The sequence below is a fragment of the Streptomyces diversicolor genome (genome assembly GCF_057537855.1).
This window is the reverse complement of record NZ_BAAJXA010000019.1, coordinates 91,611-115,935: the sequence shown is the minus strand read 5'-3', so window position 1 is coordinate 115,935 and position 24,325 is coordinate 91,611. Positions and strand designations below refer to the sequence as shown.

At 73.4% G+C, this 24,325-nt stretch carries 23 protein-coding genes and 2 pseudogenes; 11 read left to right on the top strand and 14 right to left on the bottom strand.

All coding sequences use genetic code 11. The annotated features are described in order from the left end of the window. Positions 1 to 258 precede the first annotated feature (258 nt). Positions 259 to 609: pseudogene (locus tag AC27LF_RS23275) on the bottom strand (MazG-like family protein); the annotation flags it as partial. A gap of 24 nt (positions 610 to 633) precedes the next feature. Further along, positions 634 to 1,188 carry a DoxX family membrane protein gene (locus AC27LF_RS23270; RefSeq protein WP_479658070.1) on the bottom strand — a complete coding sequence of 185 codons (555 nt, stop codon included), beginning with the start codon at positions 1,186 to 1,188 and terminating at the stop codon, positions 634 to 636. Positions 1,189 to 1,330: 142 nt separating this feature from the next. Here AC27LF_RS23270 and AC27LF_RS23265 point away from each other — a divergent pair, with 142 nt between their 5' ends. After that, a complete protein-coding gene (locus AC27LF_RS23265) occupies positions 1,331 to 1,657 on the top strand; it encodes a nuclear transport factor 2 family protein (RefSeq protein WP_479658071.1) in 327 nt (108 codons plus the stop codon). Between the two features lie 287 nt (positions 1,658 to 1,944). Here AC27LF_RS23265 and AC27LF_RS23260 read toward each other — a convergent pair whose 3' ends face one another. Together AC27LF_RS23260 and AC27LF_RS23255 are read right to left on the bottom strand one after the other, a co-directional pair. Beyond that, positions 1,945 to 2,703 carry an SDR family oxidoreductase gene (locus AC27LF_RS23260; protein WP_479658072.1) on the bottom strand — a complete coding sequence of 253 codons (759 nt, stop codon included), beginning with the start codon at positions 2,701 to 2,703 and terminating at the stop codon, positions 1,945 to 1,947. Between the two features lie 104 nt (positions 2,704 to 2,807). After that, the gene (locus AC27LF_RS23255; protein WP_479658073.1) at positions 2,808 to 3,827 is read right to left on the bottom strand and encodes a Gfo/Idh/MocA family protein; all 1,020 of its coding nucleotides are present in this window, start codon (positions 3,825 to 3,827) and stop codon (positions 2,808 to 2,810) included. Positions 3,828 to 3,937: 110 nt separating this feature from the next. On the opposite strand from AC27LF_RS23255, the gene AC27LF_RS23250 reads away from it, so the two are divergent. The 6 genes from AC27LF_RS23250 to AC27LF_RS23225 all read left to right on the top strand — a co-directional run bounded on the left by AC27LF_RS23250 (position 3,938) and on the right by AC27LF_RS23225 (position 9,687). After that, complete coding sequence (locus AC27LF_RS23250; RefSeq protein WP_479658074.1) at positions 3,938 to 5,368, top strand: multidrug effflux MFS transporter; 1,431 nt, start codon at positions 3,938 to 3,940, stop codon at positions 5,366 to 5,368. Continuing rightward, entirely contained in the window at positions 5,352 to 5,705 is a 354-nt protein-coding gene (locus AC27LF_RS23245) for a hypothetical protein (protein WP_479658075.1), read from the top strand. The genes AC27LF_RS23250 and AC27LF_RS23245 overlap by 17 nt, the downstream gene beginning before the upstream one ends. Continuing rightward, positions 5,660 to 6,829 carry a serine hydrolase domain-containing protein gene (locus AC27LF_RS23240; protein ID WP_479658076.1) on the top strand — a complete coding sequence of 390 codons (1,170 nt, stop codon included), beginning with the start codon at positions 5,660 to 5,662 and terminating at the stop codon, positions 6,827 to 6,829. The genes AC27LF_RS23245 and AC27LF_RS23240 overlap by 46 nt, the downstream gene beginning before the upstream one ends. A 404-nt stretch (positions 6,830 to 7,233) precedes the next feature. Further along, positions 7,234 to 8,229 carry a small ribosomal subunit Rsm22 family protein gene (locus tag AC27LF_RS23235; protein WP_479658077.1) on the top strand — a complete coding sequence of 332 codons (996 nt, stop codon included), beginning with the start codon at positions 7,234 to 7,236 and terminating at the stop codon, positions 8,227 to 8,229. Positions 8,230 to 8,238: 9 nt separating this feature from the next. Beyond that, the gene (locus tag AC27LF_RS23230) at positions 8,239 to 8,853 is read left to right on the top strand and encodes a TetR/AcrR family transcriptional regulator (protein ID WP_479658078.1); all 615 of its coding nucleotides are present in this window, start codon (positions 8,239 to 8,241) and stop codon (positions 8,851 to 8,853) included. A 96-nt stretch (positions 8,854 to 8,949) separates the two neighbouring features. Continuing rightward, a complete protein-coding gene (locus AC27LF_RS23225) occupies positions 8,950 to 9,687 on the top strand; it encodes a bifunctional DNA primase/polymerase (protein WP_479658079.1) in 738 nt (245 codons plus the stop codon). Between the two features lie 424 nt (positions 9,688 to 10,111). Here the strand turns inward: AC27LF_RS23225 and AC27LF_RS23220 are convergent, their stop codons facing one another. The 8 genes and pseudogenes from AC27LF_RS23220 to AC27LF_RS23185 form a co-directional block, all read right to left on the bottom strand. Next, positions 10,112 to 11,119 carry an SCO2278 family lipoprotein gene (locus AC27LF_RS23220; RefSeq protein ID WP_479658080.1) on the bottom strand — a complete coding sequence of 336 codons (1,008 nt, stop codon included), beginning with the start codon at positions 11,117 to 11,119 and terminating at the stop codon, positions 10,112 to 10,114. A gap of 106 nt (positions 11,120 to 11,225) precedes the next feature. Further along, positions 11,226 to 12,083 (bottom strand): iron uptake transporter permease EfeU, encoded by an 858-nt coding sequence (gene efeU, locus AC27LF_RS23215; RefSeq protein WP_479658081.1) that lies wholly within the window; start codon positions 12,081 to 12,083, stop codon positions 11,226 to 11,228. A 3-nt stretch (positions 12,084 to 12,086) separates the two neighbouring features. Beyond that, on the bottom strand, positions 12,087 to 13,349 hold the full coding sequence (gene efeB, locus AC27LF_RS23210) for an iron uptake transporter deferrochelatase/peroxidase subunit (protein WP_479658082.1): 1,263 nt from the start codon (positions 13,347 to 13,349) through the stop codon (positions 12,087 to 12,089). Positions 13,350 to 13,360: 11 nt separating this feature from the next. Next, complete coding sequence (gene efeO, locus AC27LF_RS23205) at positions 13,361 to 14,503, bottom strand: iron uptake system protein EfeO (protein ID WP_479658083.1); 1,143 nt, start codon at positions 14,501 to 14,503, stop codon at positions 13,361 to 13,363. 163 nt (positions 14,504 to 14,666) lie between these two features. After that, on the bottom strand, positions 14,667 to 15,485 hold the full coding sequence (locus tag AC27LF_RS23200; RefSeq protein WP_479658084.1) for a heme ABC transporter ATP-binding protein: 819 nt from the start codon (positions 15,483 to 15,485) through the stop codon (positions 14,667 to 14,669). Positions 15,486 to 15,892: 407 nt separating this feature from the next. Beyond that, a pseudogene (locus tag AC27LF_RS23195) lies at positions 15,893 to 16,123 on the bottom strand (ADP-ribosylglycohydrolase family protein); the annotation flags it as partial. A 17-nt stretch (positions 16,124 to 16,140) separates the two neighbouring features. Further along, positions 16,141 to 17,151, bottom strand: coding sequence for a FecCD family ABC transporter permease (locus AC27LF_RS23190; protein ID WP_479658161.1), 1,011 nt, complete (start codon positions 17,149 to 17,151; stop codon positions 16,141 to 16,143). A 77-nt stretch (positions 17,152 to 17,228) separates the two neighbouring features. Continuing rightward, positions 17,229 to 18,251, bottom strand: a complete 1,023-nt coding sequence (locus AC27LF_RS23185) for a heme/hemin ABC transporter substrate-binding protein (protein WP_479658085.1) — start codon at positions 18,249 to 18,251, stop codon at positions 17,229 to 17,231. A gap of 112 nt (positions 18,252 to 18,363) precedes the next feature. On the opposite strand from AC27LF_RS23185, the gene AC27LF_RS23180 reads away from it, so the two are divergent. From AC27LF_RS23180 to AC27LF_RS23170, 3 genes are all read left to right on the top strand, one after another. Beyond that, positions 18,364 to 19,767, top strand: a complete 1,404-nt coding sequence (locus AC27LF_RS23180) for an HtaA domain-containing protein (protein ID WP_479658086.1) — start codon at positions 18,364 to 18,366, stop codon at positions 19,765 to 19,767. Between the two features lie 96 nt (positions 19,768 to 19,863). Continuing rightward, positions 19,864 to 21,363: an HtaA domain-containing protein gene (locus AC27LF_RS23175; RefSeq protein ID WP_479658087.1), complete on the top strand. Its 1,500-nt coding sequence runs from the start codon at positions 19,864 to 19,866 to the stop codon at positions 21,361 to 21,363. 18 nt (positions 21,364 to 21,381) lie between these two features. Next, positions 21,382 to 22,071, top strand: coding sequence for a PhzF family phenazine biosynthesis protein (locus tag AC27LF_RS23170; protein WP_479658088.1), 690 nt, complete (start codon positions 21,382 to 21,384; stop codon positions 22,069 to 22,071). 293 nt (positions 22,072 to 22,364) lie between these two features. Here the strand turns inward: AC27LF_RS23170 and AC27LF_RS23165 are convergent, their stop codons facing one another. Together AC27LF_RS23165 and map are read right to left on the bottom strand one after the other, a co-directional pair. Continuing rightward, on the bottom strand, positions 22,365 to 23,012 hold the full coding sequence (locus tag AC27LF_RS23165) for a biliverdin-producing heme oxygenase (protein WP_479658089.1): 648 nt from the start codon (positions 23,010 to 23,012) through the stop codon (positions 22,365 to 22,367). A 127-nt stretch (positions 23,013 to 23,139) separates the two neighbouring features. Then, positions 23,140 to 23,997 carry a type I methionyl aminopeptidase gene (map, locus tag AC27LF_RS23160; RefSeq protein WP_479658090.1) on the bottom strand — a complete coding sequence of 286 codons (858 nt, stop codon included), beginning with the start codon at positions 23,995 to 23,997 and terminating at the stop codon, positions 23,140 to 23,142. Between the two features lie 58 nt (positions 23,998 to 24,055). Between map and AC27LF_RS23155 the strand changes: the two genes are divergently transcribed. After that, positions 24,056 to 24,286: a hypothetical protein gene (locus tag AC27LF_RS23155; protein WP_479658091.1), complete on the top strand. Its 231-nt coding sequence runs from the start codon at positions 24,056 to 24,058 to the stop codon at positions 24,284 to 24,286. Positions 24,287 to 24,325: the final 39 nt, after the last annotated feature.

Here is a 24,325-nt window from a genome sequence, read left to right as displayed (position 1 = left end):
ACTCCCTCGCTCGGGCGGCGGGCGGCGGTCGCCGGGCCACAGGAACAACGCTAAGAACGGGCCGGCGGTGAACCGGTCGTACCGGGGGCGGAACGGGGGCTCCGCCGTCATACCGCGGTACTACGACCGGCCGTCTTGTGGCTGCGGCTGTGGTGTGGCCGGGGGCGCGGTAGGGGGTGCCTCGGTGGGTGGTTCGGCGGGTGCGGGTTTGTTGTGGCTTGTCGCGCAGTTCCCCGCGCCCCTGGGACTGGGGGGCGCGGGCTCTGTTGGGGTGAGGGAGCGGGTGGTGACTCGGGTGAGGTGGTGGGTGAACTCCTCGCGGGCGTCCGGGGTGAGGGTGCGCAGGGCGACCAGGGCGGTGATGATCACGTCGCAGAGTTCGGCGCGGACGTCCTCCCAGGTGTGCGAGACGCCCTTGCGCGGGTTCTGCCCCGTCGCGCCGATCACCGCCTGGGCGACCTCGCCGACCTCCTCCGACAGCTTGAGCACCCGCAGCAGCACGGTCTGCGACGGGTCGTGCCCATGGTGCGCGTCCAGCCAGGCCCACAGCTCCTCGACAGCGGTCCACAGGTCCGCGGGCGCCGGTGTGCACGTCTCCTGATCGGTCATGGACGCAGCCTGCCACGCCCACGGCTACTCCTCGAACAGCGCACCCTGCGCGCCCGCCGCCTCCTCGGCCGTCCGCCGCACCCGGCGGTTCCGGGCGCCCACCACGACCGCGGTGACCGCCGCGGTCACTCCGAGCGCCGCCGGGACCATCCAGCCGCGGTCGAGGACATGGCCGAGGGCGTGGTCGAGGGAGAGCCGGCCGGGGCCCGCGACGGCGAGGCCGGCCGCGGCCAGGCCCAGCGTCGCCGCGTACTCGTAGCCGCCCTCCTGGGCGAAGAAGCCGTTGGGCAGGTGGATCGCCGCGGCGCCCGCCATCGCGCCGACCGCCGCCGCACCCGCGGCGGGCGTGCCGAGGCCGAGCGCCAGCAGCGCGCCGCCGCCCGTCTCGGCGAGGCCCGCGGCCGTCGCGCTCGCCCGGCCCGGGGCGTATCCGACGGACTCCATGAAGCGGCCCGTGCCCTCGATGCCGTGCCCGCCGAACCAGCCGAACAGCTTCTGCGTGCCGTGCGCGGCCAGCACCCCGCCGGTGCCCAGCCGGAGCAGCAGCAGGCCCAGATCACGTCGGTCGTAACAGCTCACGGTGGCTCCCCATGTGGTGCGGGTCGACGGCCGGAACAGGCTTCTGCCCGGGTGTCCACCGTCGCATCCGGGGCCGCCGGGCAGCCCGTCCGGGGCGCCGTTCGGGTGGCGGGGGCCGTGGCGCGGTGTGAGGGTGACGGCCATGACGATCCAGACATCGAAACTCAGCGATCCCGCGGTACGGGCCTTCGTCAGCGCCGTCAACGCCCATGACCGCCAGGCGTTCCTGGACACCCTCACCCCCGACGCGACCATGTCCGACGACGGCTCCGAACGGGACCTCGCCGACTGGATCGACCGGGAGATCTTCTCCTCCAACGGCCACATGGAGGTCGACAACGAGTCCCAGGGCGGCCGCTCCCTGGTCGCCCGCTACCGCAACGACACATGGGGCGAGATGCGGACGAGGTGGGACTTCACGATCGAGCCCGACGGCCGGATCTCCCACTTCGCCACGGGCCAGGCATAACGCCCCGAAGTGCAGTTGACCGCGGGTCCCGTGTGGTGGTGGGGATTGAGCGGCAGCCGTTCCGGGCCCGGTGTGTGCCCCGCGGGGTTGCGCGGGGGGCACCCCCCTCCCGGGTGTGGTGGAACGGCTGCCGCTTCCCCCCCTCGGTGTGGTCCGTGGAACCCCGGTGCTTCAACTGTGAAGCTCCGGTGGAGGAAAGTTGAGCATAAGCTCCCGACCGGCCGCAATAGCGCGGAGATTCGAATTCCGGTTGTGCAGATCGGAGTTGACGGAGTACCGGGGCCCACTCAGCCGCGGCCCACGTACGGCATCGCCGTCGCCAGCACCGTCGCGAACTGCACGTTCGCCTCCAGGGGCAGCTCCGCCATGTGCCGTACGGTGCGGGCCACATCGGCGACGTCCATCACCGGTTCCGGGGCTACCTCCCCGTTCGCTTGCAACGCCCCCGTCTCCATGCGGGCCGTCATGTCGGTGGCCGCGTTGCCGATGTCGATCTGGCCGACCGCGATGCCGTACGACCGCCCGTCGAGCGACAGGGACTTGGTCAGGCCGGTGAGCGCGTGCTTGGTCGCGGTGTAGGCGACCGACCGCGGCCGGGGCGCGTGCGCCGAGACCGAGCCGTTGTTGATGATCCGCCCGCCCCGAGGGTCCTGCTCCTTCATCTGCCGGTACGCCGCCTGCGCGCACAGGAACGCCCCGGTGAGGTTGGTGTCCACCACGTGCCGCCAGGCGTCGTAGGGCAGGTCCTCGACCGGGACCCCGCCTGGACCGAACGTGCCCGCGTTGTTGAACAGCAGGTCGACCCGGCCGGAGCGGTCCACGGTCGCGGCGAACAGTCCGGTCACGTCGTCCGGCCGTGCCACGTCCGTGCGCACGACCAGCGCGTCGCCCTCGGGGGCCAGCGCCGCCGTCCCGGCGAGCCGTTCGGCCCGCCGCCCGGCCAGCGCCACCGCCCAGCCCGCGCGCAGCAGCTCCACGGCGACCGCCCGTCCGATACCGGACCCGGCGCCGGTCACCACCGCGATCTTCGATTCCCTGTCGGTCATGCACCGCAGCGTAGGCGCCGACTCCGCCATGCGGAATCCGGTGTCCGCCGTACGACTGGCAGCCGCAGCGCCGTACGCAGCCGTCGTAGCAGCGGACGACCGGCTCAGGCGGACGCCGGGACGGGCACGGCGTCCCCCGGGTACCGCACCCCGACCCGCTCCCGGATCGCGTCCAGCGTCCGCATCACGGCGAGCGTGCCGGACAGCGGCACGAGCGGGGACTCCGGCTCGCCGGCCCGCAGCGCGCGCATGACCTCAGCCGCCTCGTGCCGCAGGGTGTGCCGCGGCCCCTCGGACGGCGCGAGGACGAACTCCTCGGGGTCACGGCCGTCGCGGTGCAGCACGAACCGGTCCGGGTGGAAGAAGCCGCCCGGTACGTCGATCCGGCCGAGCGACCCGGTCACCGACGCGGTGACCGCCGTACCGCCGACGAGCGAGCAGTGCACGGAGGCCAGCGCCCCGCCGTCCCAGGACAGCAGCGCGCCCGTCTGGAGGTCGACGCCCTCCGCGGACAGCACCGAGCGGGCCTCGACCGCGTCCGGCTCGCCGAGCAGCAGGTGCGCGAACGACACCGGGTAGACGCCGAGGTCGAGCAGCGCGCCGCCGCCCAGCGCCGGGTCGCGCAGCCGGTGCGCGGGCGGAAAGGGGCCCGCCAGCCCGAAGTCGGCCTGAACGGTGCGGACTTCGCCGATCGCCCCGGCGTCGACCAGCGCCTTCAGCCGGCGTACCAGCGGATTGCAGTACATCCACATGGCCTCCATCAGGAAGCGGTCCCGATCGCGTGCCAGCGCGACCAGTTCCTCCGCCTCCCGCGCGTTCAACGTGAACGCCTTCTCGCACAGCACGTTGCGCCCGGCCTCAAGGCACAGCCCGGCCGCCGCGCGGTGCGCCGCGTGCGGGGTGGCGACGTACACGACGTCGATGTCCTCGTCCTGGGCCAGCGCCTCCCAGCCGCCGTAGGCCCGGGGAATGCCGAACCGTTCGGCGAACGCCCGTGCCGCGTCCTCGGTGCGCGAGGCCACCGCCACGACCTCGGCGTCCGGCAGATCCACCAGGTCCGCCGCGAACGCGGACGCGATGCCGCCCGTCGCCAGGATCCCCCACCGCACGCTCTGCTCCGCCATTCCGGCCCCGCCCTCGCTCATGCATACCTCGGCACTGTGTACGAACTGAGAGCATAGGTGCCAGTTCAACCACACGGGTCGGCCGCACAGGCCACAAGGGGAGGGGACCCATGCCCGAACGCGCGGCGGCACCGGCATCCGAGACGGCGGACCGGTCCGCGGGCGGCGAACCCGCGCGCCGCACGGCACGCCGTACCGGCCGGCTCGTCACCCTCGTCCTCGGCGGCCTCACCGCCACACCCCCGCTCGCGATGGACATGTACCTCCCGGCGCTGCCGGAGGTCACCCGCTCCCTGCACGCGCCCGCCGCCACCGTGCAGCTCACCCTCACCGCCTGCCTGGCCGGCATGGCGCTCGGGCAACTGGTGGTCGGTCCGATGAGCGACCGCTGGGGCCGCCGCCGCCCGCTGCTGGCCGGCCTCGCCGTCTACGTCGTCGCCACCGCCCTCTGTGCGGCGGCGCCCACCGTCGAGGCGCTGGTCGCGCTCCGGCTGGCGCAGGGACTGGCCGGGGCGGCCGGCATCGTGATCGCCCGGGCCGTCGTCCGCGACCTGTACGACGGCGTCGCGATGGCCCGCTTCTTCTCCACCTTGATGCTGATCTCCGGCGTCGCCCCCATCGTGGCGCCCCTGATCGGCGGTCAGATCCTGCGGGTGACGGACTGGCGGGGCGTGTTCGCCGTCCTCACCGTGGTCGGGGCGGTGCTGGCCGCGGTGGTCTGGCTGCGGCTCCCCGAGACCCTGCCGGCGGCCACCACCCGAGTGCCGACCGACGGTACGGAACCGAAGGCGCACGGGCGGCAGGACGGCGGGGTCGGCGCGGCCCTGCGCGCCATGCGGGGGCTCCTCGCCGACCTGCCGTTCACCGGCTACCTGCTCACCGGCGGCTTCGCCTTCGCCGCCCTGTTCGCCTACATATCCGCCTCACCGTTCGTCATCCAGGACATCTACGGCGCGTCCCCGCAGACCTTCAGCCTGCTGTTCGGGCTCAACTCCGTCGGCCTGGTCGTCGTCGGGCAGATCAACGGCAAGCTGCTGGTCGGCCGGGTCAGCCTGGACCGGGTGCTGGCCGTCGGGCTCGCGGTCACCGTGCTCGCGGCGGGTGCCCTGCTGCTGATGACCCTCGGTGCCTTCGGACGGGTCGGTCTCGCGCCCGTCGCCGCCGCGCTCTTCGTCCTGATGTCCTCGATGGGCCTCACCCTTCCCAACGCCCAATCACTCGCCCTGCTGCGTACCCGGCACGCGGCCGGCTCCGCCTCCGCGCTGCTCGGCGCCTCGTCCTTCCTCATCGGGGCGATCGCCTCCCCGCTCGTCGGCGTCGCCGGGGAACACACCGCCGCGCCGATGGCCGTCGTCCAACTGGCGGGCGCGGTGACGGCCACCGCCTGCTTCACGGCAATGTGCCGCCCCTGGAGGGCCCGTGCGGCCGGAGTGAAGCGGGGCGGCCTCGGCTCCGACGAGACGGGCGAGACACGGGCCGAGGAGATGCGAGCCGAGGGGGCGCGGGCTGTGGACAACCGGGTCGATGGAGGCGCGGGCTGAGGTGACGCGGGCCGTGCAGGCGTGGGCTGAGGAGATACGGGCCGTGGGTGCGCGGGTCGTGGAGAGGCGGGGCGTGGAGGTGCGGGCCGAGGATATGTGGGACGAGGACGCGAGGGACGAGAAGAGGCGGGCCGTGGCGATGTGGGCCGAGAAGACGGAGGCCAGGAAGGCGCGGGCCGAGAAGACGGAGGCCGGGAAGGCGCGGGCCGAGGGGGCGCGGGACGTGGAGATGCGGGCCGAAGACCTGAGGGACGAGGACGTGCGGGACGAGAAGAGGCGGGCCGTGGCGATGTGGGACGAGGACGTGCGGGGCGAGAAGCCGGGGGAGGAGAGCTGAGCGCGCTGAGACTGCGGGTCGACACACCCGAACGTGCCGGCCTCGACCCCGTGGAACTCCAGCACCTCGTCCAGGAGGTACGCGGCCTCACCGTCGGCGACCGCCCCTGGGCGCCGGGCGTCGTCGTGGTCGCCGGGCGCGGACCGGTGATCGCCGTGCGGGAGGCCGCGGGCTGGGCGGTCCGGTACACCGCGTACGACGCCACGACGGACCGCGGTGTCGAGCCGGAGCCCGCGGCCCGGGTGCCGATGACCCTCGACACGCCGTTCGACCTGGCGTCCCTCACCAAGCTGTTCACGGCCGTCGCGACCTTGCAGCAGATCGAGCGGGGCACCATCGGCCTCGACGCCCCGGTCGGCGCCGTTCTGCCGGAGTTCCGGGCGGTGGCCCGACGCGGCGTCACGGTGCGTCAGCTGCTCACCCACACCTCGGGGCTACGGCCCGAACTGCCGCTGTACGACTGCCGGGACGACGCGGCCCGGCTCGCGCTGCTCCGCGCGGAGGTGCCCACGGCGCCGGCGGGCAGGTACCGCTACTCGGACCTGAACATGCTGCTCCTCCAACTCCTGCTGGAGCGGATCACCGGGCGCGGCCTGGACGTCCTGATCCAGCAGGGGATCACCCGGCCGCTGGGGATGACGGCGACCCGGTTCGGACCCTGTCCGGGCGCCGCGGCCACCGAGGACCAGCGGCGGCCGTGGGCCAAGGCCGACCGGGGGATGCTGCGGGGTGTGGTCCACGACGAGAACGCGTGGGCGCTCGGCGGGGTGGCCGGTCACGCGGGGCTGTTCTCCACGGGCGGGGACCTGGCGGTGTTCTGCCGGACGCTGCTGACCGGCGGACAGTACGGTCCGGCCCGCATCCTGAGCCCCGACATCGTGACGCTGCTGCTGACCCCGCCGGGGCTGGGCTTCGCCGTGGACCAGCGCTGGTTCATGGGGGAGTTGGCGGGACGGGGAGCCGCCGGGCACACGGGTTTCACCGGCACCTCGCTGGTCCTCGACCGGGCGACCGACACGTTCCTGGTGCTGCTGGCGAACACGGTGCACCCCCGCAGACGCCCCCCGGACAACACCCCAAGAGCCCGCGCAGCAACCCACCTGTCCCAAGCAACACACACCTAACCCACCCCGCCAGGGGCGCGGGGAACTGCGCGCCAAGCCACAACGCACCCGCACTCACCCACTGACCGTAGCCGCCCCAGGGGCGCGGGGAACTGCGCGCTCAGCCCCCACGCACCCGCACAGGCCCGACACCGGACCCCCACGGCGCTCGCCCTCGCTTCCCCCCGGCCCATCTGCACACGCGCACCGGCCGCAGCCCACCCAGGGGCGCGGGGAACTGCGCGCTCAGCCCCCACGCACCCGCACAGGCCCGACACCGGACCCCCACGGCGCTCGCCCTCGCTTCCCCCCGGCCCATCTGCACACGCGCACCAGCCGCAGCCCACCCAGGGGCGCCAAGCCCCCACGCACCCGCACAGGCCCGACACCCGAACCCCCACGGCGCTCACCCCTACAATCGCCCCGTGAACGAACCTTCGGCCGAAAGACTCCGCGCCGCGCTGGCCGCCCTGCTCGACGGTCTCCCCCCGTCGCAGGCCGCCGCCGCCGTGGAGCGGCTGATCACCGCCTACCGGGGCGCCACCCCCACCGCCGCACCGATCCTCCGCGACCGCGCCGACGTCGCCGCGTACGCCGCGTACCGCATGCCCGCGACCTTCGAGGCCGCGCGCCGCGCACTCGCCGCGTTCGCGGGCGCGGTGCCCGGCTGGGCACCGGCAGGCCACACGGACGTCGGCGGCGGGACCGGCGCCGCGACCTGGGCGGTCAGCGCCACCTGGGCGGGCACCCGGCCGGTGACCGTGCTGGACTGGGCGGAGCCCGCGCTCACGCTGGGCCGGGAGATCGCCGCCGAACAGCCGACGCTGCGCGACACCCGCTGGCGGCGGGAACGGATCGGCGCCGCCCTCACCCTCGACCCCGTCGACCTCGTCACCGTGTCCTACGTACTCAACGAGCTGTCCACGGCCGACCGCGCCGCCCTCGTCGACGCCGCAGCGACCGCCGCACGGGCCGTAGTGATCGTCGAGCCCGGCACCCCCGACGGCCACGCCCGTGTCATCGAGGCCCGGAACCGGCTGATCGACGCCGGGTTCAGGATCGCCGCGCCCTGCCCGCACAGCGCCGGCTGCCCGCTCGTGCCCGGCGCCGACTGGTGCCACTTCTCCGCCCGGGTCAGCCGCTCCTCCCTGCACCGGCAGGTCAAGGGCGGCTCGCTGCCGTACGAGGACGAGAAGTTCAGCTACGTCGCCGCCACCCGCCTCCCGGCGGTACCGGCGCCCGCCCGGATCGTCCGCCGCCCGCAGCTGCGCAAGGGACAGGTCCTGCTCGACCTGTGCGAGGCCGCCGAACGGCTGCACCGCGCGACGGTCACCAAACGCCACGGCGATCTGTACAAGGCGGCGCGGGACGCGGACTGGGGCGACCCCTGGCCGCCCGCCGCACCGGACCCCATGGGTTAGCTTCACCCCATGGTCAAGAAGCCCGCCCCGGACGCCAGCCGCCGCAGCGAGAGGTCCCGCCGCGCGATCTACGCCGCCGCCCTCGCCCTCGTCGCCGAGGTCGGGTACCCGAAGACCACCGTAGAGGCGATCGCCGCGCGGGCCGGGGTCGGCAAGCAGACCATCTACCGGTGGTGGCCGGCCAAGGCGGACGTCCTGCTGGAGGCGTTCCTGGATCTGGCCGAGCAGTCGGCCCGCGACCTGGGCCAGGCACCGTACACGATCCCCGACACCGGGGACGTCGCCGCCGACCTCAAGGCGGTGCTGCGGGACACGGTCGACGAACTGCTCGACCCCCGGTTCGAGGCGCCCGCCCGCGCCCTCGCCGCCGAGGGCCTGGTCAACGAGCAGCTGAGCCGCGATCTCGTCGGCAAACTGCTCGAACCACAGCTTCTGCTGTACGTCGACCGGCTCCGCTCCGCCCAGGACGCGGGGCAGGTACGGGCGGACGTGGACCCACGCATCGCCCTGGAGCTGTTCGTGTCGCCGCTGGCCCAGCGCTGGCTCCAGCACACCGGACCGATCTCGTACGCGTACACGGACACCCTGGTCGACTACGCCCTCCACGGTCTGGCCCCGCGCTGACCGCACCCCTCCCGGACGGGGCCCGCGGTCCCCCGGGGCGCCGGATGGTGGGACCATGGGGCATGTTGTCCGCACACCAGCGAGGCGAGGGGATTGATGAGCGCGACGTTCGGCGGCCGGTCCGGCCGGCAGGGCAAACTCTCCCAGTGGCTGCGGGGCCGCCGCACGTCACCGACCGCCGACACCGGCGGCCGTGAGGAACTGCTGCTCGCCGCCGCCGCAGCCGGACTGCCCCTCGCGCCCGCCGCGCACCCCGCTCCCGGATACCGCTGTTCCTGCGATCGCGTCGGCTGTCCCACTCCCGCCCGGCACCCGGTGTCGTTCGCGTGGCAGACGCAGTCCACCACCGACCGCGCCCAGATCGAGCGCTGGGCCCGGCACCAGCAGCAGGCCAACTTCATCACCGCGACCGGCATGGTGCACGACGTCCTCGACGTGCCCCTGGAGGCCGGCCGGCAGGCGCTGCGGCGGCTGCTCGACTCCGGCGTCGAGGTCGGCCCGGTCGCCGAGAGCGACGACGGCCGCATGCTGTTCTTCACCCTCACCCGCGGTACCCCCGAGGACGAGGACGAGTGGTGGCCGTGCGAGCTGGACTGCCACCCCGAGACCATGGACGAGCACCCCGGGCTGCGCTGGCACTGCCGCGGCTCGTACGTGCTGGTGCCGCCCGCCCGGCTGCCCGGCGACGACGGCCGGCAGGTGCGCTGGGTACGCGGCCCTGAACACGCGCTGCCCGACCCCCTGACCCTCCTGGAAGCCCTGACCGACGCCTGCGCCCGCCACGCAGACACCCAACCCCACCCCACACCCCCCACCTGGCCCCTACGCCACTAGCCCCCAAGGACCGCAGAAAACCAGGGCCAGGACAGCGCCCCGAAGGGGCGCGGGGAACTGCGCGCCCAACCACGACGCACCCGCAGAGGACCAGGGCGCAGCACAGCCCGCTGGGCCCCGATCCGCGGGGCAGGACAGCGCGCCCCGAAGGGGCGCGGGGAACTGCGCGCCCAACCACGACGCACCCGCAGAGGACCAGGGCGCAGCACAGCCCGCTGGGCCCCGATCCGCGGGGCAGGACAGCGCGCCCCAAAGGGGCGCGGGGCTGTATCGATATGCGGCTCCGCCGCGCGGGCGCGCCCAGCCCCAACGCACCCGCAGAAAACCACACCACATCACAACCACGCCGCCAAACACCGCACCCGCAGACAACAACGCCGCAGCACAACCACGCCACCCCACCCGGCCAAACCCAGCGGAGCGCTCAGTCGCCCTGCGCCCCCGTCAGCCCCTGAACCCGCCCCAGCAGCGACACCTGTCCGCCCCCAGAACCGGAACCACGCTTCGGATCGAGGGCGACCTCGTTGGAGACGAACTCCAGGGTCAGCGACTGCTTGATCTCGCCCTTCGTCAGGGCCTGCACATCCTCGCCCGGCGCCGGCACGGAGACCCCCGCGGCAGCGGTCTGCTTCTCGAAGTGGCGTGTGGTGAAGAACACCAGCGCCCCACCGTCGGCCGTGCGCAGCGCGAGCGGCGCGTAGTCGCCGTCGGTCAGCGGCTCGTCGATGTACTGCCGGGCCAGCCCCGGCTTGCTGGCCTGCCGTTCACGCGTGGCGCGCCAGTCGCTGGTGTGCACGCCGTCCGCGAAGACGCTGCCGCCGCTCTTCAGATACGTCGCGTACCGCTCGCTCAGTTCGCCCGGCGCGACGGACAGGTCGGCCGATCCGGCCGGGACGGCCTCGGCCCAGCCGTCCTCGTCGAGCTTGAACTCGGGCAGCTTGTCCGGGGCGACGAGCGTGAGGTACGCCACCTGGAACGGCTCGCTCAGGGCGTCGCGGGTGAACACGAACAGCCAGCGGGCGCTGCCGCCCTTGTTGGCGGTGGTGTCGGCGACGAACCAGCGGGGCCAGCCGGCCTTCTTGGGGATGGTGAACTCGGCGTCCGACAGCTCCAGCGGCTGGTGCCCGGGGTTGCCGCCCGGATGGTTCGCGTGTCCCGCCTTCAGCCGGGCCCCGTCGATGTCGGCGAGCGCGCCGGTGACGTGGTCGGCGTCCAGGGAGCTGTCGTACGCCTTGTCCGCCGCGTTGTAGGCGTCGGTGAACTCCTCCAGCGCCTTCGCGGCCTCGGCCTTGCTGGTGGCCGGGAGCACTTCGCGCTCGCCGTGCACCACCACGCATCCGCTCGCCGTCAGCGACAAGGCGGTCAGCGAGGCCGCTATGAGTGCCGTCCGGTCACGCCCGCGGCGCCCGCGCGGACTGCGATCCCTGGTCATGAGGTCCCGTCACCTTCCTCTTCCCGGAGCCGAACCCTACCGGGAGCGAAGGCCGTTCGAACGCCGGGTTCCCGCTCCGCGCCCGCACCGTGACCGGAGGACGGTGTCAGCCCGTGTCACGGACCGCGGCCGGCGCCGGCCGCGGCCGGCTTCCTGCGGTGCCCGGGCGGGACGGCACGAGGAACAGGGCCAGCGTGGGGATCAGATAGAGCAGCCACACCGTGACCTGCACGACGGTCGGGTCGGGCTGGAAGTTGAGGACGCCCTTCAGGAGCGTGCCGTACCAGCTGTCCGGCGGGATGGTGCCGCTGATGTCGAAGGCCAGGTCGCGGATGCCGGGGATCCAGTCGGCCTCCTGGAGGTCGTGGACGCCGTACGCGAGCACGCCCGCCGCGACCACCACCAGCATGCCGCCGGTCCAGGTGAAGAACCGGGCGAGGTTGATCTTCAGGGCGCCCCGGTAGAACAGCCAGCCCAGCAGGACGGCGGTGGCAAGCCCCAGGGCGACGCCGATCAGCGGGCGCGGGGTGCCGTCGCTGGCCGCGTGCACGGACGCCCACACGAACAGCGCGGTCTCCAGACCTTCGCGGCCCACCGCGAGGAACGCCGTGGCGACCAGCGCCCCCGTGCCCATGGCGAGCGCCGCGTCCAGCCTGCCGTGCAGTTCGGAGCGCAGGTGCCGGGCGGTGCGCCGCATCCAGAAGACCATCCAGGTCACCAGGGCCACCGCGACGATCGACAGCGAACCGCCGAGCGCTTCCTGGGCCTCGAACGTCAGCTCCTGGGAGCCGAATTCGAGCGCGCACCCGAAGCCCATGGCGATGGCGATGGCGATGCCGATGCCGATCCAGATCGGTTTCAGCGCGTCCCGGCGCCCGGTCTTGACCAGATAGGCGATCAGGATGCACACGACGAGGCTGGCCTCCAGCCCCTCGCGCAGACCGATCAGATAGTTGGAGAACACGGGTCACGCCTCCTCGGTCAGCAGCGTCCGGCCCCACCAGTCGTCCGCGTCGCGGACGCCGGGCGGGATCGCGAAGACAGCAGAACCCACATGCTGGATGTACTCGTTGAGCGCGTCCGACGCCGCCAGCCGGCGCTGGAGCGGAATGAACCCCTTGCGGGGGTCGCGCTGGTAGGCGAGGAAGAACAGGCCCGCGTCGAGCCGGCCGAGTCCGTCGGTGCCGTCGGTGAAGGAGTAGCCCCGGCGCAGGATCGTGATCCCGCCGTTGGCGTCGGGGTGGGCGAGCCGGACGTGCGCGGTCGGTTTCATGGCCTTCAGGAACGGCTCGTCGTGCTCGTTGGGCTTGCCGACCGGGGCGCCCTCGCCCTTGTCCCGGCCGAAGACGTCCTCCTGCTCCTGGAGCGAGGTCCGGTCCCAGGTCTCGATGTTCATGCGGATGCGCCGCGCGACGAGATACGACCCGCCGGTCATCCACGCCGGCCCGTCCTGGCCGCCGACCCAGACGTGCTGGTCCAGCCGGTCCTTCTCGGTGCCCGCGATGTTGCGGGTGCCGTCCTTGAAGCCGAAGAGGTTGCGCGGGGTCTGGGCGTGCGGGGTCGTCGACGACGTCTTGCCGAAGCCGAGCTGCGACCAGCGGACGGCGACCTTGCCGAAGCCGATGCGGGCCAGGTTGCGGATGGCGTGCACGGCGACCTGCGGATCGTCGGCGCATGCCTGGATGCACAGGTCGCCGCCGGTGCGTGTGGCGTCGAGGTTGTCGCCGGGGAACTTGGGCAGGTCGACGAGGGCGGCGGGCCGCCGGTCCGCGAGCCCGAACCGGTCGAACAGGGACGGCCCGAACCCGAGGGTGAGGGTGAGCCGGGACGGCTTGAGGCCCAGTGCCTCGCCGGTGTCGTCGGGCGGCGCCTCGGCCAGTCCGCCGTAGGCGCCCTCGCCGACGGTGCGGCCCGCGGTCATCCGGCGGGCGGCGGCCGTCCAGTCCTTGAGGAGTTGGACGAACGCGGCGCGGTCGTCGGTCTTCACGTCGAACGCGGCGAAGTGCAGCCGGTCCTGCACGGGCGTGGCGATGCCCGCCTGGTGGTCGCCGTGGAAGCCGACCGCGGTGCCCGTCTCGGCGGCGGCCGGGTCGGCGTCCTGGCCGGTGCGGGTCATCGCGACGGCGCCGCCGGCCGTGGCGGCGCCGAGCGCGAGCCCGGCGCCGCCCCAGCCGATCAGCGCGCGTCGTGAGGGGCTGCCGCCCCGCTGGTTCTGCGGCATCTGCGTCATCTCGTCCCCGCCTACTTCACGACCGCGGCGGCGAGCTTGGACAGCGGCTCGGCGAGCGCGTTCACCGCGTCCGACAGCTCCTTGCGCTGCTGCTCGGTGACCTTGTCGTAGGAGACGAACGCGTAGGAGGTCTTGTCGGCGCTGTCGGAGCGGTACTTGTCGAGCAGGGCGTCGAGCGCCGCGAACTGCTTGTCCAGCTCACCGGTCAGCGCCGCGTCGTTGGCCGAGGCGACCGGCTTGAGCAGGTCGTACGCCTTCTGCGCGCCCTCGACGTTGCCCTTGAAGTCGACGAGGTCGGTGTGCGCGTAGCGGTCCTCCTCGCCGGTGACCTTGCCGGTGGCGACCTCGTCGAGCAGTTCCTTGGCGCCGTTGGCCATGGAGGTCGGGGTGATCACCGCGGTGCCGACCCGCTTCTGCCAGTCCTTCAGATCGGTGAGGAGCTGGTCGGCGAGGGTCTTCTCCTCGGCGCCGATCTTCTTGTCGTGCCAGAGGGACTTCTCCAGGCGGTGCCAGCCGGTCCACTTCTGGCCCTCTTCGAGCCCGTCCTCGCGGACGTCGACCCTGGGGTCGATGTCGCCGAAGGACTCGGCGACCGGTTCGGTGCGTTCCCAGCCGAGCCGGGAGGGGGCGTAGGCCCGCTTCGCGGCCTCCAGGTCGCCGTCCTTGATCGCCTGGACGAAGGTCTCGACCCTCGGCAGCGTCTCGTCGGCCTGGTCCTGCGCGTACTGGCGGTACTCGGCGACCGCCTTGTCCAGCTTGGGGTCCCGCTTGGCGGTGCTGCCGCCGGTGACCGTCAGCTTCTGGCGTACGCCGTGGCCCTTCATGCCCGGGCGGCAGGCGATCTCGTACGAGCCGGCCTTCACCTCGGCGGTCAGCGTGTACTTGGTGCCCGGACCGATGTTCTCCTTCTCGGAGACGATCCGGTCGTCCGGGAAGAGGATCTCGACCTCGGTGGCCCGGGAGCCCTTGTTCTCTATCCGGAGGGTGACCTGGCCGGCCGGGACCGAGGTGGCCGAGGTGTCGCACGTGGTGTCGGCGGCGGTCACCTGGATCGCGTTGCCGTCCTTCGCGTCGCTCTTCGCGGTGCAGGCCGTGAGGGCGGTCAGGGCGGCGACGGCGGTGGCCGCGGTGACGGTGAGGCGGGCGGCACGCATGCGGGCTCCAAGCGGGAAGCAGTCTGGTGAGGCTGGCCTAACTTATCTGAGGCTTGCCTCACCCATACCCCTCCGGGCGGTGATTCAGCTCTCACTGGAAGATCACAGACACGGCTTGATCTCGACGGCTCAAAATCGCCGCCAAGGGCGGGTAATGGGGAGGTCAAGCGGTGCGTCGCGGGGTGATCAGGACGGCCCCGGTGCGGGGGTGCGGGAACACCTCGACGGGCTGCTCGTAGACGTCCGACAGCAGCCGCTCGTCGAACACCTGCGCAGGCGGGCCCTCGGCCGCGACGCGCCCCGCGCACAGGATCGCGACCCGGTGCGCGTAGGCCGCCGCCAGGGCCAGGTCGTGCAGCACCACGACCACCGCGTCACCGGCGCGCGCCCGCTCCCGGCACAGCCGCAGCACCGACTCCTGATGCTTCAGGTCGAGCGCGGCGGTCGGCTCGTCCAGCAGGAGCAGCGGCGCGTGCTGGGCGAGCACCCGGGCGAGCGCCACCCGGGCCCGTTCCCCGCCGCTGAGCGCGGAGAACGGCCGCAGCGCGAAGCCGGTGACCTCCGTCGCCGCCATCGCCCGCGCCACCGCGAGGTCGTCCTCCGCGGGGGAGGAGGCGTGCGGCGCGCGGCCCATCCGGACCACCTCCTCCACCGTGAAGGGGAAGGACAGCGCCGACGACTGGGGGAGCACGGCCCGGCGCAGGGCGAGTTCGGCCGCGGACCACTGCGGTGCGGGGCGGCCGTGGATGCGTACGACGCCCGCGGCCGGGGTGAGGTCGGCCGCGAGGGCGCTCAACAGGGTCGACTTCCCGGCGCCGTTGGGGCCGACGAGGGCGAGCAGTTCACCGGCGCGTGCGGACAGGTCGACGCCGTCCAGCACGGTACGGCCACCCAGGCGGACGCACACCCCCTCCGCCTCGGCGACCACGGTCCCGGTCCCGACCGGCCCGGGGGCGACGGCCCTGCCACGCAACAGCCTCACAAGCGAACCCTTTCGATCGGCCCCCAGGGGGCGGTGTCTGCGACGCGGACGGGCGGGGTACCCCCGGGCCGGGCCCGGCCGGCCCACCGCACCGGCGACCGGCCGCCCGCGCCCGGACTCGGCCGGGGCCGGTCGGCAGGGGGCCGTCGAGACCGGCGGGGCGACCGGCGCCGTGCCCCCGGCGCGGCGGCCGGGGCCGGTCCGGTCCCCGGCTCCAGCCTCCTCCGGGCGGCGTGGCCGTGGCGGCGGCACCCGGTCGCCGCGGTCGCCGCGGCGGCGCCGGTCGGCCCGGCCGCGGTGGGGGTGCGGACCCGGGTGTCGTTCGGTGTGGTCGTGGCAGGGGCTCCGGCGGGCGTGGTAGCGGTGGGGCCCCGGCGGGTGCGCACGCGGCAGGTGGGCGGGTCGGTGTACACCGCCCGTGCGACCTCGGTGAGCGTCCGGGCCGGCGCCCACAGGCCCAGCCGGCTCGCCTCCGCGACGGTCTTGGACCAGTCCTCCGGGACGGGCGAGCCGAGGGCGCCGGCCGGCGCGCCCGCCATCGTCGCGATCGAGTCGCAGTCGCGGCCGTAGTCGACCGCGCCCAGCACCGCCTGCCGGTAGTCGCCGTCGGCCACCGGCAGCATGCCGAGCGCGATCGGACGTCGATCGGCGGGTGTCATGCCCAACCACCCTGTCTGCGGCGGGTTCTGCGCAGGAGCCAGAAGAAGAACGGGCTGCCGAGCAGTGCGGTCAGCACGCCGAGCGGGAGTTCGGCGGGCGCGGCCACCGTACGGGCCGTCAGATCGGCGCCCAGCAGCACCAGCGCGCCGAGCAGCGCGCTCGCCGGGATGAGGAACCGGTGCCCCGGTCCTGCCGCCATCCGCAGCAGATGCGGTATGACGAGGCCGACGAAGGAGATGATCCCGGCGACGCTCACCGCCGCCGCGGTCAGCAGGGCGATGACCAGCACCAGCATGAGCCGCAGCCGCTCCACGTCCACGCCCAGGTGCCGCGCGGGCCGCTCGCCCAGCGCCAGCAGGTCGAGCCGGCGGGCGTGGCCCGGGGCCAGCGCGAGCCCCAGCACCGCACAGGGCAGCACGGCCAGCACCTTGGGCCAGGTCGCCTGGGACAGCGAGCCGAGCTGCCAGAAGGTGATCTGGTTGACGGCGGCGGTGTCCGCGAAGAACAGGAACAGCCCGATCAGCGCGCCCGCGAAGGCGTTCACCGCGATCCCGGTGAGGATCAGCGTCACCACCTCGGTGCGCCCGCCGGAGCGCGACATCCCGTACACCAGCAGGACCGTGCCGAGGCCCGCCGCGAACGCGAACGCGGACACCGTCCAGTCGCCGAGGAAGTCGAGCCCGAACGCGATCGCCGCGACCGCGCCGACCGCCGCGCCCGAGGAGACGCCGATGACGCCGGGCTCGGCGAGCGGATTGCCGAAGACGCCCTGCATCAGCGCCCCGGCGCAGCCCAGCGAGGCGCCGACGAGCAGCGCCAGCACGATCCGCGGGAAGCGGACGTTCCACAGCACCGACTCGGCCACCCGGTCCAGCGCGGAGCCGCCGAGGCCCGCCCGGTGCAGCACGGAGCCGAGCACGTCGCCGGTCGGGATCGGATAGGCGCCGAGGCCCGCGGCCACCGGGACGAGCACCAGCAGGGCGGCGAGCAGCCCGGCGGTGAGCAGCCAGGCCGTGGAGTGCCCGCGGCGCGCGGGGGTCTCGGCGGTCTCGGCGGTCCGCCCGGCCGGTTCGTCGAGCACGGTCACTCGGCACCGTCCCGGTACAGCTGCGCCACCACCGTGGCGAGCACCTGGTCGGTGCGCGGCCCGTAGTTCAGCAGCACCCCGTCCTCGACGGACACGATCCGCCGGTTCATCCCGGCCGGCGTCTGTGCGACACCGGGGATCTTCACCAGTCCGTCGATCCCGCCGACCGACTCAAGTCCCTTGGCCATCACGAGGATCGCGTCGGGCGCGGCCTCGGCCAGCGCCTCGGTGGTGATCGCGGTGAAGTCCTTCGTCAGGCCCGACTCGACCCCGGCGTCGATGGCCCCGGCGGCCTCCAGCAGGGAGGTCGCGCCCGAGCCCCGGCCGCCGATGAGATAGACGGAGGCGGAGCCGCGCAGATAGAGGAAGGCGACCCGGGGCCGCTCGGCGCGCTCCGGAACCGTCGTGCGTACGGCGGCGATCCGCCGCTCCGTGCGCCGGGTCAGCTCCGTGCCGGCGGCCGGGACGCCGAGCGCGCCGGCCACCGCCCGGATGCGCGGGCCCACGTCGTCCAGGCCCCGGGCCGCGGCGACCACGAGGACCGGCACCCCGGCGGCGCGGATCTGGTCCATGGCCTCCTTGGGTCCTGTGGTCTGCTCGGCGAGGACCAGATCGGGCCGCAGGGAGAGCACGCTCTCCGCGGACACGTCGTGGTTGCGGGTCACCACCGGGAGCCGTGCCGCCTGAGCGAAGGTGGCGGTGACATCGCGGGCGACGACCCGGTCGCCGAGTCCGAGGGTGAACACGATCTCGCTGAGGCTGCCGGAGAGCGGCACGATGCGCCGCGCCTGGCGCACCGTCACCGTGCCGCCGTCGGCCGAGGCGACGGTGACGGGCAGTTTCGGCGCGGGGGTGGCGGTCAGCGGCTCGACGCGGTCGGCCGTGCCGGTCGTCGAGGTGCCCCCGGTCCTGCCCGGTTTCCCGGTCGGTTCCGCGGCTTCGGGGGAGCCGCCGCAGCCGGTCACGGCCATGGTGAGGGCGAGCACGGAGACCAGTGCTCCCGCCAGTCGGGTGCGCAAGCGTCGCACGGTCCTGTCCCGTTCCCTTCGGTTGCTTCCAGAGACTGCCAGGTTGAGCTTAGGTTAGCCTTACCTTCGTTCGCTACCGGTCGTCGTATCCGGAGGACCACCCATGCCCACGCCCCCGCGGCACCCGATCGCCGTGTTGTGCGCGGCCCTTCTGGGCGCCCTGCTGCTCCCGGTCACCGCCGCGCACGCCGAGAGCCGCACCGTCCAGGGCGGCCGCCTCGACTGGGGCGTCAAGTCGTCGTTCCAGAGCTATGTCACCGGGCCGGTCGCCCAGGGCGGTTACTCGCTCACCGGCGGCGCGGCCACCGTGGGCAGCAGCCAGTTCCGCTTCCCCTCGGCGACCGGCACCTACGACGGGGCCACCGGGGCGTTCGCCGCGTCCTTCGCGGGCGGCGTGCACTTCGTCGGACACCGCGCAAGCGACGGCACATACCGGCTCGACCTCACGCTCAGCCGCCCCACCGTCCGGATCTCCGGCGCCACCGGCACCCTCTATCTGGACGTCACCGGCAGGGCGAAGGACACCGGGAAGGTCACGACCTCCGCACAGGTGCCCTTCGCCACGCTCGCCCTGGGCGGCATCGACATGCGCGGCGGTGGCACGGCCGTCGTCCTGAACAACGTGCCCGCCACGCTGACCGCCCAGGGCGCCACGTCCTTCGCCGGCTATTACCCGGCCGGCACCGCCCTGGACCCGGTCAGCCTGGCCGCCGACGTCAAGGCGGCCGCACGGCCCACGCCCACACCGACGCCCACCGCGAGCGAACCGGCCCGGACGAAGGCGCCGTCGAAGGGCGGCGCGATCGCGGACGGCGCCGTCGACTGGGGCGTGCGCCGCACCTTCCGGGAGTACGTCACCGGCGACATCGCCCGCGGCGAGTGGACCCTGAGCGACGGCGCCCGGGACGGCGGGGCCCTCTTCCGCTTCCCCGCGGGCAGCGGCACCTACCGCGGCGGCGAGCTGACCGCGAGCTTCGACGGCGTGGTCGCCTTCACCGGCGACCACGGCCTCGACCTGCGGCTGAGCGGCGTCCGGGTCACCGTCGCGGACGGCAGGGGCACCCTCTACGCCGATGTGGGCGGCGCCGACTTCACCGGCAAGAAGGTCCCCCTGGTGACCTTCCCCGCACCGGACTTCACCGCCCGTGACGGACTGGCCCTGCTCACCGAGGCCCCGGCGAAGCTCACCGCCGAGGGCGCGCGGGCCTTCGGCGGACGGTACCCGAAGGGCACCGAGATGGACCCGGTCTCGCTGGCCGTCGCCCTCACCGACGACGCCGCACTGCCCGCGCTGCCCGACCTGGGCAGCGCGGCAGGCCCGACGCCGTCGGCCACACCGGCCCCCACCCCGAAGACCGCGGCGGAGCCGGTCGCGGCCGATTCTGCGGACGACGGCGCCCCCGTCCTGCCCCTCACCCTCGCGGCGGCCGGCCTGCTGCTGGCCGGCGCGGGCACGGCGGTCGCCGTCCACCGGCGCCGCACCCGCCCGGCGGCCGACGAGAACTGAACCCGCCCCAACCGAGCCCAACCAACCCCAGACCACCCCAACCGATCTGACTGATCCGACCCGATCCGCACCCCGACCAAGGAGACGGAACCACCCATGCCTGTCACCACCCCGAGACGCCTCGCCCTCGCCGCCGCCGTCGCGGTCGCCCTGGGCGTCGGCGCCTTCCCCGCGACCAGCGCCTCCGCCGCCGAAGTCCCGCTCAGCGGCTACGAGTTGACCTGGGGCATCAAGCAGTCGTACCGCACGTACGTGACCGGATTCGCGGCCGGCGCCTTCACGCCCGCGGACGGCGCGGCCCAGGCGGCCGGCAACGGCGCCTTCACCTTCGTCCGGGGCACGGGCGGCTATGACTCCGACGCGCACACCGTGTCCCTCGGCTTCGAGGGCAGCCTGAAGATCAAGTCCGAGCTGCACGGCTTCGAACTGACCCTCAGCGACGTCAGGTTCGACAGCAAGGACGCCGAGATCACCGCGGACGTCACCCGCGCGGGCAGCACCACGCAGGACGTACCGCTCGCGACGGTCGCGGTCACACGCCAGATGACGGACATGGCGACCACGCTCACCAAGGAGGCCGCGGACGTCTTCGGCAGCGCGGGCTACGAGGGCGCGGCCGGCGACCCGCTGACGGTGGTCCAGACGACGTCCCCGTCCCCGTCGGCGTCGGAGACGACCTCACCGACACCCACGCCCACTCCGCCCCCCACCGCGAGCGAGAGCCCCGCGCCGTCCTCCCCGTCGGCGACCGCGAGCACCACGTCCTCCCCGACGGTCACGCCCGGCGCGTCCGCCTCCGAACCGGCCCCCGCCCAGGGCGAGATAGCCGACGGCACGCTCACCTGGGGCGTGAAGGAGTCCTTCCGCGGCTACGTCGTCGACGGGGCGGCCCACGGCGCCATCACGGTGTCCGACGGCGCCACCCAGGCCACCGGCAACGGGGCGTTCACCTTCCCCGACGCGACCGGCGACTACGACACCGACGCCGGCACCCTCGACGCCGCCTTCGAGGGCGCGGTCACCTTCAAGGGCCACGAGAGCAACGGGAGTTACGGCCTGGACCTGACGCTCAGCGGCATCCGGGTGCGGCTCGACGGCGGCTCGGGCGAACTGACCGCCGATGTCACGAGCCTCGGCGAGCGGACCGCGGACGTGGTCCTGGCCGACCTGACGGCGCCCTCGGCGGACCTCACAGCGAAGGACGACGTCATCACCGTGAAGGGCGTCACCGCTACGCTCACCGAGGCCGGCGCGAAGGCGTTCGGCGGCTTCTACCGGGCGGGCACCGCGCTCGACCCGGTCGACCTGACCGTGGCCCTGAGCGACGGCGCCCAACTCCCCTCCGGCGACGGCGACTCCGGCACCTCGGGCGGCACGGGCACCTCAGGTGGCACCGGCACTTCAGGCGGTACCGGCGCTTCAGGCGGTACCGGCACGGCGAGCGGCGGCGTGACCGGCAGCCTCGCCACGACCGGCTCGGACGTGCCGGCGGGCGCGCTGGGCGCCGCCGCCGCGCTGGCGGTGGCCGCCGGAGCCGGCACGGTTTTCGCGATCCGCAGGCGCCAGGCGGCGGCACCCGGGGACGCCCGCCCCTGACGATGCTTGAATGCCCGGGTGACTGACTACGACGTGCTGCGCGTCTTCTGCGCGCCGAACGGCGGCTACGGCAACGAACTCGGCGTGGTCCGCGACGGCTCGGTACTGCCCGAGCGGAGCGACCGGCAGGCGTTCGCCGCCAAACTCGGCTTCAGCGAGACCGTGTTCGTGGACGACCCGGAGCGCGGCGTCGTCGACATCTACACCCCCACCCTGCGCCTGCCCTTCGCGGGCCACCCCTGCGTCGGCACGGCCTGGCTGCTTGACGTGCCCGAACTGGTCACGCCCGCGGGGGTGGTGGGCGTCCGGCTGGACGGCGAGTTCAGCTGGATCGAGGCACGCCCGGAGTGGGCGCCGCCGCGCACCCTGCGCCAGTACGGCACGGCCGCCGAGGTCGACGCCCTGCCGGTGCCCGAGCCGGGCACCTGGATCTACGCCTGGGCCTGGGAGGACGAGGCGGCGGGCCGCATCCGCGCCCGCGGGTTCCCTGGCCGGATCGATGAGCGCGGCGTCAGCCGCTCCAGTGGAGCCGGGGCTTGCACCGGGGGCATCGAGGAGGACGAGGCGACCGGCGCGGCGGCCCTCCTCCTCACAGCCCACCTCGACCGAGCCCTCAACATAACCCAGGGCAAGGGCTCCCAACTCCTGACAGCCCCCCAACCCCAAGGCTGGATAGAACTAGGAGGCCGAGTACAACTGGACCACTAGGCGCCCGCAGGGGCGCGGGGCTGTATCGATATGCGGCTCCGCCGCGCGGGCGCGCCAAGCCACAATGCACCGGCACCCAACGATGGACGTGCTGCCCCCCAAGGGGCGCGGGGCTGTGTCGATATGCGGCTCCGCCGCGCGGGCGCGCCAAGCCCCATCACACCCGCACCCAACAACGCACGTGCTGCCCCCCGAGGGGCGCGGGGAACTGCGCGAACTGCCCCAACGCACCCGCACCCAACAACGCAACCCCCCATGGCAGACGCAGTCTTCACGGCGCCCCCAGCGAAGCGCTACGCGCTGAGGGAGAACTCCACCCCCAGCTCCCCGAACACCGCGCTATTCAAAGCGAAAGCGCCCCGGCATTCGGCCACAATCCGCTGCTTCTCCAGCTCATCCACCCGCACCGCGTCCAACAGCTCCCGATACCCCCGCTTGAACGCGGCCGGATTGTCGATGCCGTCGAAGACATAGAACCGCACCCCGTCGCCCTTCTTCGCGAACCCCCACGTCCGCTCCGCCTTGTCGCGGATGATCTGCCCGCCGGAGAGGTCGCCGAGGTACCGGGTGTAGTGGTGGGCGATGTACCCGCCGGGCCACTGCTCGGCGCACTCCCGCACCCGCTCCGCGTACTCCCGTGTCGCGGGCAGCGCGGAGAGCCCCGCGCGCCAGGCGGGCCCGCGCAGATGGGCCAGGTCCCGCTCCAGCGCGGGCAGCCTGAACAGCTCCGGGCGGATGAAGGGGCCGGCCAGGGCGTCGGACGCCAGCCGCTCCGCCCCGGACTCCAGCGCGTCGTACACGAACCACAGTTGCTCGGTGTAGCGGGCGTACGCGTCGACGCCGAGCCTGCCGCCGAGCAGGGCGCTCATGAACGTCGACGTCTCCGCCTCCAGGTGCTGGGTACGGGACGCGGTGCGGATCACTGTCGAGAAGGACTCCATGGCACGAATCATCTAAGGTTAGCCTTACCTAAGTCAACGCTTTCCCGACGTCCTGTCGGTAAAAGCGTACAAGAAAAGGCCCACCCCAGCAGGGCGGGCCTTCGCGACTCCCGGGTGCCCCCGGCGGCTACGGCAGGGTCAGGATCTCCGCCCCCGAGTCCGTGACCACCAGCGTGTGCTCGAACTGCGCGGTCCGCCTGCGGTCCTTGGTGACCACCGTCCAGCCGTCGTCCCACATGTCGTACTCGTACGTGCCCAGCGTCAGCATCGGCTCGATGGTGAACGTCATCCCCGGTCGCATGACCGTGGTCGCACGCGGACTGTCGTAGTGCGGGACGATCAGCCCGGAGTGGAAGGACGAGTTGATGCCGTGGCCGGTGAAGTCCCGCACCACCCCGTACCCGAAGCGCTTGGCGTACGACTCGATGACCCGGCCGATGACATTGAGCTGCCGGCCCGGCCGTACCGCCCTGATCGCGCGGTCGAGGGCTTCCCGGGTCCGCTCCACCAGCAGCCGCGACTCCTCGTCGACGTCCCCGACCAGGTACGTCGCGTTGTTGTCGCCGTGCACGCCGCCGATGTACGCCGTCACGTCCAGGTTGACGATGTCGCCGTCGCGCAGCACCGTCGAGTCCGGAATGCCGTGGCAGATGACCTCGTTGACGCTGGTGCACAGCGACTTGGGGAAGCCGCGGTAGCCGAGCGTCGACGGGTAGGCGCCGTGGTCGCACATGTACGCGTGCGCCACCGCGTCCAGCTCGTCCGTGGTCACCCCGGGCGCGATGATCTTCGCGGCCTCCGCCATCGCCCGGGCGGCGATCCGGCCCGCGACGCGCATCGCCTCGATCGTCTCGGGGGTCTGCACCTCCGAGCCGGTGTACGGCGTCGGCGCGGGCTTGCCGACGTACTCGGGGCGGCGGATGTTTCCGGGTACCGAACGGGTGGGAGACAGCTCCCCTGGTACGAGCAGCGACTGGCCAGACATGCCAGCGAGTCTAACCAGCGGGCATGGGGGACCATGTCCCTGGCGAAAGGAGCCGGTCATGGCCCTGTTCAAGAAGCGGACGGTCGGAAAGCCGGGGGAGTGGTACTACTGCCTCGAACACAAGAAGGTCGAGGAGGGGCCGGAGTGCCCGGCCAAGGACCGCTTCGGCCCGTATCCCAGCCGCACGGAGGCCGAGCACGCCATGGCGACCGCCCGCGAACGCAACCTGGAGTGGGAAACCGACCCACGCTGGCACGACAGCGCTAGCCGCTCCACAGACGACGACTGACCGGCCCGCCCGTGGTGCCTGGCCGGGGCTTCGGCGCCT

Bases quoted from the DNA above. Each gene is read 5' to 3' on its own strand.
- AC27LF_RS23265 (WP_479658071.1), top strand. From the start codon at position 1,331: ATGACGATCCAGACATCGAAACTCAGCGATCCCGCGGTACGGGCCTTC.
- AC27LF_RS23260 (WP_479658072.1), bottom strand. From the start codon at position 2,703: ATGACCGACAGGGAATCGAAGATCGCGGTGGTGACCGGCGCCGGGTCC.
- AC27LF_RS23255 (WP_479658073.1), bottom strand. From the start codon at position 3,827: ATGGCGGAGCAGAGCGTGCGGTGGGGGATCCTGGCGACGGGCGGCATC.
- AC27LF_RS23250 (WP_479658074.1), top strand. From the start codon at position 3,938: ATGCCCGAACGCGCGGCGGCACCGGCATCCGAGACGGCGGACCGGTCC.
- AC27LF_RS23245 (WP_479658075.1), top strand. From the start codon at position 5,352: ATGGAGGCGCGGGCTGAGGTGACGCGGGCCGTGCAGGCGTGGGCTGAG.
- AC27LF_RS23230 (WP_479658078.1), top strand. From the start codon at position 8,239: ATGGTCAAGAAGCCCGCCCCGGACGCCAGCCGCCGCAGCGAGAGGTCC.
- AC27LF_RS23225 (WP_479658079.1), top strand. From the start codon at position 8,950: ATGAGCGCGACGTTCGGCGGCCGGTCCGGCCGGCAGGGCAAACTCTCC.
- AC27LF_RS23220 (WP_479658080.1), bottom strand. From the start codon at position 11,119: ATGACCAGGGATCGCAGTCCGCGCGGGCGCCGCGGGCGTGACCGGACG.
- efeB (WP_479658082.1), bottom strand. From the start codon at position 13,349: ATGACGCAGATGCCGCAGAACCAGCGGGGCGGCAGCCCCTCACGACGC.
- efeO (WP_479658083.1), bottom strand. From the start codon at position 14,503: ATGCGTGCCGCCCGCCTCACCGTCACCGCGGCCACCGCCGTCGCCGCC.
- AC27LF_RS23180 (WP_479658086.1), top strand. From the start codon at position 18,364: ATGCCCACGCCCCCGCGGCACCCGATCGCCGTGTTGTGCGCGGCCCTT.
- AC27LF_RS23175 (WP_479658087.1), top strand. From the start codon at position 19,864: ATGCCTGTCACCACCCCGAGACGCCTCGCCCTCGCCGCCGCCGTCGCG.
- AC27LF_RS23165 (WP_479658089.1), bottom strand. From the start codon at position 23,012: ATGGAGTCCTTCTCGACAGTGATCCGCACCGCGTCCCGTACCCAGCAC.
- map (WP_479658090.1), bottom strand. From the start codon at position 23,997: ATGTCTGGCCAGTCGCTGCTCGTACCAGGGGAGCTGTCTCCCACCCGT.
- AC27LF_RS23155 (WP_479658091.1), top strand. From the start codon at position 24,056: ATGGCCCTGTTCAAGAAGCGGACGGTCGGAAAGCCGGGGGAGTGGTAC.